16 protein-coding genes and 1 riboswitch are annotated in these 14,298 nt (G+C 67.5%); all 16 genes read right to left on the bottom strand.

Annotation, left to right across the window (positions count from 1 at the left end):
* Nucleotides 1-2: 2 nt before the first annotated feature.
* Nucleotides 3-350 carry a LapA family protein gene (locus P73_RS06755; RefSeq protein ID WP_043869006.1) on the bottom strand — a complete coding sequence of 116 codons (348 nt, stop codon included), beginning with the start codon at nucleotides 348-350 and terminating at the stop codon, nucleotides 3-5.
* Nucleotides 351-368: 18 nt separating this feature from the next.
* Nucleotides 369-650 carry an integration host factor subunit beta gene (ihfB, locus tag P73_RS06750; protein WP_043869005.1) on the bottom strand — a complete coding sequence of 94 codons (282 nt, stop codon included), beginning with the start codon at nucleotides 648-650 and terminating at the stop codon, nucleotides 369-371.
* A gap of 312 nt (nucleotides 651-962) precedes the next feature.
* Nucleotides 963-2,639 carry a 30S ribosomal protein S1 gene (gene rpsA, locus P73_RS06745; RefSeq protein ID WP_245629239.1) on the bottom strand — a complete coding sequence of 559 codons (1,677 nt, stop codon included), beginning with the start codon at nucleotides 2,637-2,639 and terminating at the stop codon, nucleotides 963-965.
* Between the two features lie 231 nt (nucleotides 2,640-2,870).
* Nucleotides 2,871-3,365, bottom strand: coding sequence for a BLUF domain-containing protein (locus P73_RS24295; RefSeq protein WP_052453081.1), 495 nt, complete (start codon nucleotides 3,363-3,365; stop codon nucleotides 2,871-2,873).
* Between the two features lie 174 nt (nucleotides 3,366-3,539).
* Entirely contained in the window at nucleotides 3,540-4,487 is a 948-nt protein-coding gene (locus P73_RS06735; RefSeq protein WP_043869003.1) for a hypothetical protein, read from the bottom strand.
* Complete coding sequence (locus tag P73_RS06730; RefSeq protein WP_043869002.1) at nucleotides 4,484-5,095, bottom strand: (d)CMP kinase; 612 nt, start codon at nucleotides 5,093-5,095, stop codon at nucleotides 4,484-4,486. The genes P73_RS06735 and P73_RS06730 overlap by 4 nt, the downstream gene beginning before the upstream one ends.
* 57 nt (nucleotides 5,096-5,152) lie before the next feature.
* Nucleotides 5,153-6,502, bottom strand: a complete 1,350-nt coding sequence (aroA, locus tag P73_RS06725) for a 3-phosphoshikimate 1-carboxyvinyltransferase (RefSeq protein ID WP_043869001.1) — start codon at nucleotides 6,500-6,502, stop codon at nucleotides 5,153-5,155.
* A gap of 98 nt (nucleotides 6,503-6,600) precedes the next feature.
* A complete protein-coding gene (gene trmB, locus P73_RS06720) occupies nucleotides 6,601-7,320 on the bottom strand; it encodes a tRNA (guanine(46)-N(7))-methyltransferase TrmB (protein WP_052453080.1) in 720 nt (239 codons plus the stop codon).
* Nucleotides 7,321-7,379: 59 nt separating this feature from the next.
* Nucleotides 7,380-7,826, bottom strand: coding sequence for a DMT family transporter (locus P73_RS06715; RefSeq protein ID WP_043868999.1), 447 nt, complete (start codon nucleotides 7,824-7,826; stop codon nucleotides 7,380-7,382).
* Nucleotides 7,827-7,937: 111 nt separating this feature from the next.
* Nucleotides 7,938-8,402, bottom strand: a complete 465-nt coding sequence (queF, locus tag P73_RS06710; protein WP_043868998.1) for a preQ(1) synthase — start codon at nucleotides 8,400-8,402, stop codon at nucleotides 7,938-7,940.
* A gap of 1 nt (nucleotide 8,403) precedes the next feature.
* Entirely contained in the window at nucleotides 8,404-8,910 is a 507-nt protein-coding gene (locus P73_RS06705) for an O-acetyl-ADP-ribose deacetylase (RefSeq protein WP_043868997.1), read from the bottom strand.
* Nucleotides 8,910-10,091, bottom strand: a complete 1,182-nt coding sequence (gene metK / locus P73_RS06700) for a methionine adenosyltransferase (RefSeq protein WP_043868996.1) — start codon at nucleotides 10,089-10,091, stop codon at nucleotides 8,910-8,912. The genes P73_RS06705 and metK overlap by 1 nt, the downstream gene beginning before the upstream one ends.
* 6 nt (nucleotides 10,092-10,097) lie before the next feature.
* A riboswitch (SAM-SAH riboswitch) is annotated at nucleotides 10,098-10,148 on the bottom strand.
* Between the two features lie 36 nt (nucleotides 10,149-10,184).
* Complete coding sequence (gene lnt, locus P73_RS06695; RefSeq protein WP_052453079.1) at nucleotides 10,185-11,687, bottom strand: apolipoprotein N-acyltransferase; 1,503 nt, start codon at nucleotides 11,685-11,687, stop codon at nucleotides 10,185-10,187.
* 3 nt (nucleotides 11,688-11,690) lie between these two features.
* Nucleotides 11,691-12,623: a transporter associated domain-containing protein gene (locus P73_RS06690; RefSeq protein ID WP_043868995.1), complete on the bottom strand. Its 933-nt coding sequence runs from the start codon at nucleotides 12,621-12,623 to the stop codon at nucleotides 11,691-11,693.
* A gap of 42 nt (nucleotides 12,624-12,665) precedes the next feature.
* Nucleotides 12,666-13,154, bottom strand: a complete 489-nt coding sequence (gene ybeY, locus P73_RS06685) for an rRNA maturation RNase YbeY (RefSeq protein WP_043868994.1) — start codon at nucleotides 13,152-13,154, stop codon at nucleotides 12,666-12,668.
* An 18-nt stretch (nucleotides 13,155-13,172) separates the two neighbouring features.
* The gene (locus P73_RS06680) at nucleotides 13,173-14,216 is read right to left on the bottom strand and encodes a PhoH family protein (RefSeq protein WP_139267192.1); all 1,044 of its coding nucleotides are present in this window, start codon (nucleotides 14,214-14,216) and stop codon (nucleotides 13,173-13,175) included.
* Nucleotides 14,217-14,298: the final 82 nt, after the last annotated feature.

The raw sequence follows: 14,298 nt of genomic DNA, 5'->3' as shown, positions 1-14,298 counted from the left end.
GATCAGCGCTCGAGAAGCGCGAGCACCTCGTCGCCGTCCTTCTTCGCCTTGTCGGTCTTGAGCCGGTCCACCTCGCGCGCGAGCTTTTCCTTCTCACGCCTGTGGGTGGAGGCGGCGGAGCGATGCTTGTATTCGCGCATCCATTCCCAGACGAAGCCGATCAGCAGCCCGGCGACGATGGCGCCGACGATCACCACGAAAAGCGGCAGGGAGACGGCAAAGGACAGCCCGGTGAGCTCCGCGAGATCGGCGGGCAGGAGATGAAGGGTGACGACCTCGCGATTTGCGAGCGCCACGGTCACGAGCACCACGGCGAGCGCGGCGAGAAACGCATATCGGATGTAGCGCATCGGCGCCCTCCCGGCTTGTCAGTCTTCGTTCAGGCGATCGCGCAGCAGCTTTCCGGTCTTGAAGAAGGGCACATGCTTCTCCTCGACGGGCACGCTTTCGCCGGTGCGCGGGTTGCGTCCGACGCGGGCATCGCGCCGCTTGACGGAGAAGGCGCCGAAACCGCGCAACTCCACCCGATCGCCGCGGGCCATCGCCTCGATGATCTCCTCGAAGATCGTGTTCACGATCCGCTCGACGTCCCGCTGGTAGAGATGCGGATTTTCGTCTGCGATCTTTTGGATCAGTTCAGACCGGATCATGAATCCTCCCCTGATGTTCAGATGCGTTTCTGTGACGATCTCCTATAGGGATCGAATATAGGGCGACCGTTGCAAACGGGAAATAGCCTGCGGCGGCCGAAAGCGGATTTTTTCAAAGTAATGCGCTGAGATTTCGCGCAAAATTCGGCAAAGCCCCTGCCGTGACAACCGCAGGTGACAGCTCTCCGCAATGCCGCGCCGCGGCATCGGCCGACGATTCGTCCCGCGGCGCGCACAGCCGGCCCCCGGACGCGGAAAGGCCCCGCCGAAACGGGGCCTTCGCAAATGTCGTCTCGTCGCGGGATCGCGGCGTTACTCGTTGCCCTTCAGGGCGGCGCCGAGAATGTCGCCGAGCGATGCACCGGAGTCGGAGGAACCGTATTGTTCGACGGCTTCCTTCTCTTCGGCGATCTCGCGGGCCTTGATCGACAGGCCGAGGCGGCGGGTCTTCTGGTCGACATTGGTCACGCGCACGTCGATGTGGTCACCGACCTGGAAGCGCTCGGGGCGCTGTTCGGCACGGTCGCGCGACAGGTCGGAGCGGCGGATGAAGGATTTCGCGCCTTCATATTCCACCTCGATGCCGCCATCCTCGATCGCGGTCACGGTCACGGTGATGACCGAGCCCCGCTTCACGCCTTCGACGGCGCCGGAGAAGCTGTCGTCAAGCGCCTTGATCGAGAGCGAGATCCGCTCCTTGTCCACGTCGACCTCGGTCACGACGGCTTTCACCATGTCGCCCTTGCGATAGGTCTGGATCGCATCCTCGCCACGCTCGTCCCAGGACAGGTCGGAAAGGTGGACCATGCCGTCGATCTCGCCCGGCAGGCCGACGAACAGACCGAATTCGGTGATGTTCTTGACCTCGCCCTCGACGACGGTGCCTTCCGGATGGGTCTCGGCAAAGAGCTCCCACGGGTTGCGCATGGTCTGCTTGAGGCCGAGGGACACGCGACGTTTCGCGGTGTCGATCTCGAGCACCATGACTTCCACTTCCTGCGAGGTGGAGACGATCTTGCCCGGATGGACGTTCTTCTTGGTCCAGGACATCTCGGAGACGTGCACGAGACCCTCGACACCCGGCTCCAGCTCGACGAAGGCGCCGTAGTCGGTGATGTTGGTCACGCGGCCGGTATGCACGGATTCGAGCGGGTATTTCGCTTCGACCGTATCCCACGGATCGTCCTGAAGCTGCTTCATCCCGAGGGAGATGCGATGCGTCTCCTTGTTGATCTTGATGACCTGCACCTTGATCGTCTCGCCGATCGACAGGATCTCCGACGGGTGGTTCACGCGGCGCCAGGCCATGTCGGTGACGTGAAGGAGGCCGTCGACACCACCGAGGTCCACGAAGGCCCCGTATTCGGTGATGTTCTTGACCACGCCCTCGACCGCCTGACCTTCATGCAGGTTGCCGATGACCTCGGCGCGCTGCTCAGCGCGGGATTCCTCGAGGATCGCGCGGCGGGACACGACGATGTTGCCGCGGCGGCGATCCATCTTGAGGATCTGGAACGGCTGCTTGAGACCCATGAGCGGGCCGGCGTCGCGCACCGGGCGCACATCGACCTGCGAGCCGGGCAGGAACGCGACCGCGCCGCCGAGATCGACGGTGAAGCCGCCCTTGACGCGGCCGAAGATGGCGCCTTCGACGCGCTCCTCGTTGGCATAGGCTTTCTCGAGACGGTCCCAGGCTTCCTCGCGGCGGGCCTTGTCGCGGGAGATGACGGCCTCGCCACGGGCGTTCTCGACACGGTCGAGGAAGACCTCGACCTCATCGCCCACGGCGACGGTCGGCGCTTCGCCGGGATTGGAGAATTCTTTCAGATCGACACGGCCTTCCATCTTGTAGCCGACGTCGATGATGGCTTGGCCCGCCTCGATGGCGATCACCTTGCCCCGGACGACAGAGCCCTCTGCGGGGGTGTCGATTTCGAAGCTTTCGTTCAGGAGGGCTTCGAATTCCTCCATGGTTGCTTTAGCGCACATAAGTGGTCAGTTTCCTTTTCAAGTCGCTATTCGGGCCACGCGGTTGTCTCCGCGGGTCTTGGGGTTTGTCATGCCTCTGCTCACCACACATGAGAGGATCGGGGCCCACGGTTTCCCGCGCCCCTCATTCGGTCTTCCCATGTTCCTGCGGCCTCGCCGGACAGGGGCGACTTAAGGTCATTCGGGCAGGAAAGCAAGGGAAATCGCCGCTTTTGCCCGCTGCGGGCGGGATCATGCCAGCCGTTCGAGCCGGGCGATATAGGCGCGGTCGTCCTCGCCGGACTTGCGCGCATAGGGAAAGCCCGAGCCGAAATCGGAAACGCCGCGGGCGGCGTTCTCCATGAAGTCCCGGATCTTCTGCACGCGGCTCTCCGGGAGCGGGGGATAGCTGCCGTCGGCGGCCAGGTCGAGGCCGAACTGGAAACCCAGGAGGGAATCGTATCCCATCGACCAGTCGCCATAGGGGGAGACGGCATCGGCCGGCTCCTCGAGCAGGATGTCCATCTCGCGGTGGCGGGGGTCGAGCGCGATCCTTTGCAGCAACTCCGCGATGACCGGCGCGGCGCCGTGCAACGCCTGCACGAACTGGCCATCGACGCGCAGCAGGAGCCCCGTCACCCCGTGCCGGGAATTGAACGCGAGAGACCTGCGCAGGATCTCCAGATCGGAGGGATGAAAGTCGTCGTAGGTGGCAATGGACCGGTAGAGAACGAGCGTGTGAGACATCTGAGGCCGCCTCCCGTCGGCGTGGCCATCCGAAATGAGAATTTCGGACGAAATTGGACAACTATAAGGAGACGCTGCGTTATTTCGGCTGATCTGGCAAGACAAATCCACGTCGCATGTCCTCCCCGCGCCCCGACGTGACCGGGGCGGCACAGTAGCCCCGCCGCGCGCGGATCACCCCGCTGCGGCAAGGCCGAGGCGATCGGCGTCGAACCCCGCCGCGCCGAAGATCGCGAAGAGCCTCGCCTCGAAATCCGGCGCGCCGGGCCAGAGACATTGCGACAGGTACCAGGACAGGAAGGGGGCGTAGTCGCGCGGCGTCGCAAGCGCACGCGCCAGTGCGGCGGGAAAGGCCGCGGCCTGGGTCACCACCTCCGCCATCGCCGCGAAGTCGGCGCGGGCGAAGAGGATGGCGGGCGTGCCGTGCAGGAAGCCCTCGAACGAGGCCGCGGAATTCGCGGAGACCGTGACGGCGGCCTGGGACAGCAGGTCATGGACATTCGCGTTGGTCCGGTTCAGCGGCAGCCCCTCGGCACGCAACCTGCGGATGATCGCCACGCCCTCCTCCTTGCGCAGGGGATGCGGCTTCACATAGACCGGCCGCCCTCCGGCGCCGGCGACCACGGTGCGGATCATCTCCTCGCGCCCGAGATGGGCATGGCCGCGCACATAGGGCGGCGGCCCCTGAAGGAAGATCACGACGCCCGAGGGGTCGATTTCCTCCCGCGCCCGCTTCTGATGATAGCGGCTGTGGCGCGGCGCGACGTAGCGGTGGCGCAGCCGCGCAAGGCAGGCCGCGGCCGCCTCGGGATCCACTGAGGCCGGGTCGAAGGCGCGCCCGGCGATGGAACTGTCCGCCAGCACGCCCTCGGGGTCGAGATGCCAGCAGCCGTCGAGATAGGCCTGGGCGGAGATCAGCGTATCGGGATGAGGCCTGCGCGCGTTGTCCACGATATGCAAGTCGCCGTCAGGCTCGATCTGCGGGAACCTGTTGCGAAGCACCACCGTGCCGCCGCGCGTGGCGACCGCCTGCCGGATCCGGGCATAGAGCGTGCCGGTCTCTCCCGCCTCGAGCCGGGCGCGGTGGTCGTCTGGCAGATGCAGGACGACCCGCGCGCTCACTGCCTGCGCGCCTCCGCGATCAGGGCGATGACGCGGGCGACCGCCTCCTCGATGTTCATCTCCGTGGTGTCGATCACGATGGCGTCCGGCGCCGGCTTCAGCGGCGCGGTCGCGCGGGCGCTGTCGCGCTCGTCCCGGTCGCGCAGTTCCGCGAGCACCTCCTCCACCGTCACCGCCTCGCCGCTGTCGACGAGTTCCCGGTGCCGGCGCGCCGCGCGCACCTCGTCGGTCGCGGTGACATAGAGCTTCACCTCCGCGTCCGGGCAGATCACCGTGCCGATGTCGCGCCCGTCGAGCACCGCGCCGCCCTCGCGCCGGGCGAAGGCGCGCTGGAAATCGACGAGCGCCGCGCGCACTTCGGGGATCGCGGCGACGCGGGAGGCCGCCTGCCCGGCATCGCCCGAGCGCAGATCGGGACGGTCGAGATCCCGCGCGGTGAGCGAGCGCGCCGCCTCGATGGGCGTGAGCCCTTCGAAGGTCTTCGCCCCCGTCGCGCGGTACAGCAGCCCGGTATCGAGATGGGCAAAGCCGAAATGCTTGGCCACGGCACGCGAGATCGTGCCCTTGCCCGCCGCCGCGGGACCGTCGATCGCGATGCAGAAACTCATGGCGTCCTCCTGTTCGGGAGGCTCACGCTGCCTCCTCGCGCAGCCGAGGTCAAGCGCTCAGTTGTCGCGGGAGACATCGGCGCCGAGGCCGGTCATGAGCTTCTCGAAGGTGGGAAAGGAGGTCGCGATCGGCCCGCCGTCATCGACGGAGACCTGCTCCCGCGCCGCCATGCCGAGCACGAGGAAGGACATGGCGATGCGGTGGTCGAGACGGGTGGCGCAGACCGCCCCGCCCTTCACCCCGTCCGGGCCGCAGCCATGGACGACGAGCGTGTCCTCCTCCTCCTCGACGGCAACGCCGCACGCCTCGAGCCCGCGCGCCATCGCGTCGATCCGGTCGCTCTCCTTGACCCGCAATTCCTTCACGCCGCGCATGACCGTCGTGCCCTCGGCACAGGCCGCGATGACCGACAGGATCGGGTATTCGTCGATCATCGAGGCGGCGCGGTCCGGCGGCACCTCGATCCCCCTGAGCGCCGAGGCCCGCACCCGCAGGTCCGCGACCGGTTCGCCCCCCTCCTCGCGCGGGTTCTCGAAGGCGATGTCGGCCCCCATCTCCACGAGCGTGGTGTAAAGCCCGTTGCGCGTCGGGTTCTGGCTGACGCCCGGCACGAGGATGTCGGAGCCCCCGACGATCAGCGCCGCGGCGACCGGGAAGGCCGCGGAGGAAGGGTCGCGCGGCACGGCGACCTCCTGCGGCACGAGTTCGGGCCGGCCGATGAGCGTGATCCTGTGGAACCCTTCGGGCGTCGTCTCCGTCACCACCTCGGCGCCGAAGCCCGTGAGCATCCGTTCGGTGTGATCGCGGGTCGGCTCCCGTTCGGTCACCACGGTCCTGCCCGGCGCGTTCAGCCCGGCGAGCAGCACCGCCGACTTGACCTGCGCCGAAGGCACAGGCGTCATGTAGTCCACCGGCACCGGATCGGCCGCCCCCACGAGCGTGAGCGGCAGCCGCCCGCCCGAACGCCCCACCGCGCGCGCGCCGAAGAGCGCCAGCGGATCGGTCACCCGCGCCATCGGGCGCTTTCGCAGCGAGCCGTCCCCGGTGAAGGTCGTACAGAAGTCATGCGTCGCCACCGCGCCCATGATGAGGCGCACGCCGGTGCCGGAATTGCCGCAGTCGATGACGGTCTCCGGTTCGGAAAAGCCGCCGACGCCGACACCGTGGACCGTCCACTCGCCCGCCCCCTCGCGCGTGACCGAGGCGCCGAGCGCCTGCATCGCCCGCGCCGTGTCGAGGACGTCCTCCCCCTCCAGAAGGCCGGTGATCTTCGTCTCCCCCACGGCCATCGCGCCGAAGATCAGCGCGCGGTGGGAAATCGACTTGTCGCCGGGCACCGCCGCTGTGCCTTTGAGCGGCCCGCGCCTGCGGGCGGACATCGGGATCGGGGTGGCTTGGCTGGACATGCTCTCTCCTCGGGTTTCTTGCGGTCCTGATAGCGCAAGCCGGCCGGACGGTCTATCCGCATGTTTTCCCTGACGCGCAGGCCGAGACGGCGGCGCGCTCAGGACTTGCGGAAGGTCATGTAATGGGGGGTGCGGCCCTCGCGGATCGCCTTCTGCTCATAGCGGGTGGAGATCCAGTCGGACCACGGGCGGCGCCAGTCCTCCGGCCCCTCCGCCAGCCAGTCGAACCCGGCCTTCGGCACCTCCTCCATCGTCTGACGCACGTAATCGGGAATGTCCGTGGCGACGCGAAACTCCGCACCCGCGCGCAGGACCCGGTGAAGCGGCGCGAGATGCTCCGCCGTCACGAAGCGGCGGCGGTGATGCCGCTTCTTCGGCCAGGGATCGGGATAGTTGAGAAAGGCCTTCTCCACCGATCCGTCGGGCAGCACGTCGAACAGGTCGCGCGCGTCGCCGGCGTGGATCGCGATCGTGTCGAACGGGCCTTCGCGCCGCATCCGCCCGAGGCACATGGCGACGCCGTTCACGAAGGGTTCGCAGCCGATGATCGCCACGTCAGGATAGGTCTGCGCCATGTGGACGAGATGCTCGCCGCCGCCGAAGCCGATCTCGACCCAGACGGGCCGGCCGCCGAACCGGGCGGCGAGGTCGATCTTCTCCCGCTCCGGGTTTTCCTCCCAGGAGACCCGCCCCGGCGCCAGCCGCGGCAGATCCTCCTCGAGATAGTCGACCTGCGCCTTGTTCAGCGTCTTGCCGTGGATGCGCCCGTAGAAATTCCTCCACGGCGCGCCGGATTTGTGTTTGGTCTCGTCAGACATCGGAAAGCCCAGCTTCGTTCGGCGGGGCTTTTGCCAAGGATTCGCCCGCGGGGCAAGGTTCAGCCGCGCTGGATCAGGTAGAGCCCGCCCGCCATCATCGCCATCCCGAGGCCCCGGAGCGCGGAAATCGGCACACGCACCGCGCCGAACAGGCCGAACTGGTCGATCAGGCCCGCAGAGAGGATCTGGCCGAGCAGGACGAAGAAGACCGCGTTGCCGACCCCGAACCGCGGCGCGATGGTCGTGATCGACAGGATGTAGAAGGCAAAGAGCACACCGGCGAAATAAAGGTGGGCAGGATGGCCCCCGAGTGCCGCGAGACCGGTCCCCGGCGCGACGGCGAGGCGGTAGAGACAGATCGTCGCGAAGGCCACGAGGGTAAAGACCATGCCCGCGAGCGCCGGCGACCCGATCCGCGCCCCGAGCTGGGCGTTGAGCGCGGCAAAGACGGGAATGCCGATCCCCGCCAGCAGCATGACGACCGGATCTCTCAACGTGTCTGACATGGGCGGCCCTTCCTCTCGCTCAGGGGCGAGATTACGATGGATTTTTGCAGGATCAACGGGCAAGATCGCCTGTCCGCCCTGCAATTCCGCAAGGGCGGCGCCGCGCGCCCCTCAGCCCCGGCCGCGATAGGGCGGCACGCCCTGGTCCGGGATCCAGAGATCCGTCGGCTCCGGTCCCGTCGCCCAGAAGACGTCGATCGGGATGCCGCCGCGCGGATACCAGTAGGCGCCGATGCGCAGCCATTCGGGCTCCAGAAGCTCGGCGAGGCGCTTGCCGATATAGACCGAGCAATCCTCGTGGAACGCCCCGTGGTTGCGGAAGGAGCCGAGGAAGAGCTTGAGCGACTTGCTCTCCACCAGCCATTTGCGCGGGATGTAGTCGATCATCAGATGGCCGAAATCCGGCTGGCCGGTCATCGGGCAGAGGGAGGTGAACTCGGGCGCGGTGAAGCGCGCGACATAGCGTTCGCCCTCGTGGCTGTGCGGCACGCGCTCGAGCACCGCCTCCTCGGGAGAGGCCGGGAGCGCGGCGGCGCCGCCCAGTTGCGTCAGCCCGGAGGTATCGGTTTTCGGCATGTCAGATCTCCTCCGCCAGAACAGTCTCGAACAGCGCGGCATCCTCGCCGGAAAAGGCGCAGAGCAGGATGTCGACATCCTGCCAGCCCGCGCTCTCCCTCCGGATCGTGCCGATGGCGATGCGCGCGGCGCGCTCCCGCGGAAACCCGTAGATCCCTGTGGAGATCGCCGGGAAGGCGACGGAGCGGATCGCATGGGCGCGGACGAGCCCGAGGCTTTCGCGATAGCAGGAGGCGAGCAGGTCGTCCTCCCCCTGTCCGCCGCCGCGCCAGACCGGCCCGACTGTGTGGATCACGTATTCCGCAGGGAGCGCATGCCCGCCGGTGAGCCGCGCCTCGCCCGTCGGACAGCCGCCGAGCCGGCGGCATTCCTCGAGCAGCCCCGGCCCCGCCGCCCGGTGGATCGCGCCGTCGACCCCGCCCCCGCCGAGCAGCGAGGCATTCGCGGCATTCACGATCGCCTCCACCTCGAGCGCGGTGATCGTGCCGGTGACGACGCGCGGGTCCATCAGAGCGCCTTCGCCAGCGCTCCGGCCAGATCCGTGCGCTCCCAGGAGAAGCCGCCGTCCTCATCCGGGGCGCGCCCGAAATGGCCATAGGCCGCGGTGCGCTGGTAGATCGGCTTGTTGAGCTCGAGATGGGTGCGGATGCCGCGCGGGGTGAGGTCCATGACCTTCGGGATCGCCGCCTCGATCTCCGCCTCCGCCACCTTTCCCGTGCCGTGCAGGTCGGCATAGATCGACAGCGGAGCGGCCACACCGATGGCATAGGAAAGCTGGATCGTCGCCTTGTCGGCCAGCCCGGCCGCGACCACGTTCTTCGCCAGGTAGCGCGCGGCATAGGCCGCCGAGCGGTCCACCTTCGTCGGATCCTTGCCGGAGAAGGCCCCGCCCCCGTGCGGCGCCGCACCGCCGTAGGTGTCGACGATGATCTTGCGCCCGGTGAGCCCCGCATCCCCGTCCGGTCCGCCGATCACGAACTTGCCGGTCGGATTGACGTGCCAGACGGTGTTCGCGGTCAGCCAGCCCTCGGGCAGCACCTCCTCGATATAGGGCGTGACGATGGCGCGCACGTCCTCCGAGGTGAGGCTTTCGTCGAGGTGCTGGGTCGACAGGACGAGGGAGGCGATCTCCACCGGCTTGCCACCGGCGTAGCGCACGGAAAGCTGCGCCTTCGCATCGGGGCCGAGCACCGGCTCCTCCCCCGTCTTGCGCGCCTTCGCCAGCCGCCGCAGGATCGCGTGGGAAAACTGGATCGGCGCCGGCATCAGCGCGTCGGTCTCGTTGGTCGCGAAACCGAACATGATGCCCTGATCGCCCGCGCCCTCGTCCTTGTTCCCCGCGGCGTCGACGCCCTGGGCGATATGGGCGGATTGCTCGTGGAGGTAGTTCTGCACCTCGAGCGTGCTCCAGTGGAACTTGTCCTGCTCATAGCCGATGTCGCGCACGCAGTCGCGCACGATCCGGTCGATATGCTCCATGTAGCCGTGCAGCTTGTCCCGGTCGCGCAGCCCGATCTCGCCGCCGATCACGACGCGGTTGGTGGTGGCGAAGGTCTCGCAGGCGACGCGCGCCTCCGGCTCCTCCGCGATCAGCGCGTCGAGAACGGCATCCGAGATGCGGTCACAGACCTTGTCGGGATGCCCTTCGGAAACGGATTCCGAAGTGAATACGTAGTCTTTGCGGGACATGGGGACTGCTCCATTGGATTGTTTCTCCCGCACGCCAGGAAGCCGTTGTGCGGGCCTTTGATGGAACTGCGATATAACTGCGGCATCTGTGGGTCAATCGGATTTTCCGCCGCGGCCTATGCGCAGGGATGCAAAGCCCGTCAGTGCCAGAAGGATCAGCAGCGCGATCGCCGGCCCCTCGCCCAGAGCGGCATAGACGGTCTTCGGCAGGGCCGCCGGCAGAGCGGCATTGACCGCGCCCGGCTGACCGAGCGGGATCGCTACCCGCATGTGGCCATGCGGATCTATCACGCCGGAAATTCCCGTGTTCGCCGCACGCACCATCGGCAATCCCGTCTCGATCGTGCGAAAGCGCGACTGCGCGAGCGACTGCTGCGGCCCGGAGAAGGTGCCGAACCAGGCGTCGTTCGTCATCTGGAGCAGCCAGTCCGGCCGCGTTTGCGTGCGCAGATCGCGCGGAAAGATCGCCTCGTAGCAGATGAGCGGCAGCGCAAGGCCCGCCGCCCCCGTCTCCATCAGATGCGGCCCCGGCCCCGGCGAATAGCCATAGCCCTCCTTGGCGGTGAAGGCCCTGAGCCCGAGCAGATCCATCAGCCCCGGCAGGGGCATGTATTCCCCGAAGGGCACGAGATGGTGCTTGTCGTAGCTGTCGACCGGGCGCCCCGAAGTGTCGAGGAAGACGGCCGTATTGTAGCCGCGCATGCCGTCGATGCGGTTGAGGCCGACGATGGCGCGGGCGGGGGCGGTCCGCGCGGCGATCTCGGCGAGTTCGGGGCCCGCGGCATGGAGCGGCATCGCCACCGAGGTCTCCGGCCAGATCACGAGATCCGCGCCCTGCGGATCGCTCAGATCCAGCGCACGTTCGTAGAAGGTCCAGACATGCTCGGGATCCCATTTGAGGCGCTGCGGTGCATAGGGCTGCACGACGCGCACGACCACATCGCGGTCGGGCGGCAGCGGCGCGGCGGTGCGCATCCAGCCGAACGCCCCCGCCCCGGCGAAGAGCACGAGGGCCAGCGCCGCGAGGCGCAGGGAGCGCGCCTGCCAGGCCGCCGCGATCAGCGCCGCAAGGCCGAAGGTGAGCGCAGTCAGCCCGTAGGGGCCGACAAGGGCAGAGAGTTGAGCAATGGGCGTGTCGAGCCAGACATAGCCGGGCATCGCCCAGGGAAATCCGGTGAAGACATGCCCGCGCAGAAGTTCCGCCGCGCCCCAGAAGGCCGTGAGGCCCGGCAGCCCGGTTCCGAGCCTCTTCGCGAGAAAGAAGCCCAGCGCCCAGAACAGCGCGAGGCCGCCGGCCATGAAGAAGAGCGCGAAAGGGATCAGCGCCCCGTGCCGCCACGGCTCCACGAGGAAGGGGTTCACCAGCCAGGTCATCGAGCCGAGGAAGGTGCCGAACCCCGCCGCCCAGCCGCAGATGGCGGCCTCGCGCGCGCCCGCCGTCCGCCGCCAGAACAGCGCGACGAGCACGAGCCCGGCGAGCGCCACCGGCCAGAGGCCGAGCGGCTCCTGCCCCGCCGCCACGAGCAGACCCGCCCCAAAGGCCGACAGCCGCGCCCGCGTGAACGCCGCCTTCAGACGCGGTGCGCGGATCGGCACGCCTCAGGCCTCGTTCTTTTTCTTGACGGCGGAGGGCAGGCGCACGCGCACCCGCTTGATCCTGCGCGGATCGGCATCGACGATCTCGAATTCGGAACCGGAGGGATGCGGGATCACCTCCCCCCGTGCCGGAACCCGTCCGCAGAGGACGACGACCAGCCCGCCGAGCGTGTCGATCTCCTCCTCGTCCTCCTCGTCGGTGAATTTCATGCCCACCGCCGCCTCGAATTCCTCGAGCGGCGCCTTGGCCTGCGCGATATAGACGCCGGGGGCGGTCTGGGTCCAGAATGCGCCCTCGTCGATGTCGTGTTCGTCCTCGATCTCCCCGATCACCTGTTCGACCAGGTCCTCGAGCGTCACGAGGCCGTCCACGCCGCCATATTCGTCGATCACCAGCGCCATGTGCATCCGGTCCGACTGCATCTTCTGAAGGAGCACCCCGATCGGCATCGACGGCGGCGCGTAGATCAGCGGGCGCAGCATCTTCTTGAGGTTGAAACGCTCGCCCGTGCCGTTGAACCCGTAGTTGAGGGCGAAATCCTTCAGGTGGACGAGGCCCACGGGCGTGTCGAGCGTGCCCTTGTAGACCGGAAGCCGCGTCATGCCGCTCTCGCGGAACACGCGCACCAGATCGTCCTTGCGGATGTCCGAGGGAACCGCGACGATCTCCGCCTTCGGAATGGCGACGTCGTCGACGCGCATCCTGCGCAGGTTCATCATGCCGGGGCGCGCCGACGGCGCGGGAACGGTCGCGGGCGCTTCCGTCACCGCGCCCTGCTGTCCGGGTTTCGTGGAAAACGCCTGCGCCACGCGGTCGAACCAGTTGCGCCCCTTGCGGGAGGCCGGTCTCGTGCCGGTGGCGGTCTGCGTCATACTCATCGGGTCGATCGGCGCGCTCTGCGCTGCCGTAGAAGACCCAGGCTCTGTGTCGCCCATACGTCCTTTCCAGAATTGTGCCGGCCCGGTTCGGCCGTTCGCCTAATATGGGTCGGCAACCCCCATGCTTGCAAGTATCTCCGTCTCCGTACCCTCCATAATCTCGGCATCGGCGTCGGTGACGTGATCGTACCCCAGCAAATGTAACAGACCATGAACGAGGAGATGGGTGACGTGGTCGGAAACCGGCTTTTCCTGCTCCCCGGCCTCGCGCAGGCAGGTTTCATAGGCGATGGCGATGTCGCCGAGTTCGATCGTCCCGTCGAACTCCGGCTCCGGCAGCGGCGGGCGGCGTCCCGGCGCGGCCCGCTCCGCGGCAGGCCAGGACAGCACGTTGGTCGCCCTGTCCCGTGAGCGGAAATCCGCGTTCAGCGCCCGGATGCGGGCGTCGTCACAGGCCAGGACGGAGCCTTCGCACATCTCGGGATCGAGCCCGAGCCGGCTCAGCACGGCCTGCGCGGCCGCCTCCGCCAGCGCGCCGAGCCCGGTCTCCTCCCAGCGCGGATCCTCGATGATCACGTCGATGCTCAAGCGGTCCTCCGATGGCGCTCACTGCGCCTCGTCGGCCTCATACGCCTCGATGATCGCGGCGACAAGCGGGTGGCGCACCACGTCCTTCGCCGTGAAGTAGTTGAAGGAGATGTCCGGAAGCCCGGCAAGGATGCGTTCGGCATCGCGCAGCCCCGACTGCACCCCGCGCGGCAGGTCCACCTGGCTGCGGTCGCCGGTGACGACCATGCGCGAGCCCTCGCCCAGGCGCGTCAGGAACATCTTCATCTGCATCGTGGTCGCGTTCTGGGCCTCGTCGAGCACCACGAAGGCCCGGCTCAGCGTGCGCCCGCGCATGAAGGCGAGCGGCGCGATCTCGATGGTCTTTTCCTCGCGCATCTTCTGCACCTGCTTGGACGGCAGGAAATCGTTGAGCGCGTCGTAGAGCGGCTGCATGTAGGGATCGACCTTCTCCCCCATGTCGCCCGGCAGGAAGCCGAGCCGCTCGCCCGCCTCCACCGCCGGGCGCGACAGGATGATGCGATCGACATGGCCGTTGATCAGCATGTTCACGCCCACCGCCACGGCGAGATAGGTCTTGCCCGTCCCCGCCGGCCCGATGCCGAAGGCGAGTTCATGCCGGAACAGGTTGGCGACATAGTCCTTCTGCGCGGCGGTGCGCGGCTCGACGAGCTTCTTGCGGGTCTTGATCTCCACATCGCCGCCGCGGAACATTTCCATCTGGTCGCCCGGAAGCCCCTTTTCCGTCTCCCCCTCGCCCATGCGGATCATCCCGTCGATGTCGCCGGGGTCGATCTCCCGCCCGGCCTCGAGCTTTGCATAGAGGTCCTGGAGCACCGCAGAGGCGCGTCCGCGCGCGCTTCCCGTGCCCATGACGGAGAGCATGTTGCCGCGCCGGACGATCTGGACGTCGAGCTTGTGTTCGATCTGAGCGAGGTTCCGGTCGAATTCGCCGCACAGGTCTATCAGCAACCTGTTGTCGTGGAATTCCAGAAGCGTTTCGTGGACTGCGTCCTGTGATTTCGGGGGGGTCAACGCGCTCAGGCCCAAACAGTTGTCTCCGACTCTAGATGTCTCCTTCATATGATGGTGCCAACGGATTGCGCTTCAAGCAAGCGGGGACACAAAATCTTCACGCACGCGGAGACAGGCCGGCGGCTGGCCT

The organism is Celeribacter indicus (genome assembly GCF_000819565.1).
In the GTDB taxonomy this organism is placed as follows: Bacteria; Pseudomonadota; Alphaproteobacteria; order Rhodobacterales; family Rhodobacteraceae; genus Celeribacter; species Celeribacter indicus.
The sequence above is the reverse complement of the archived record's forward strand: the minus strand, read 5'-3'. Positions and strand labels throughout refer to the sequence as shown.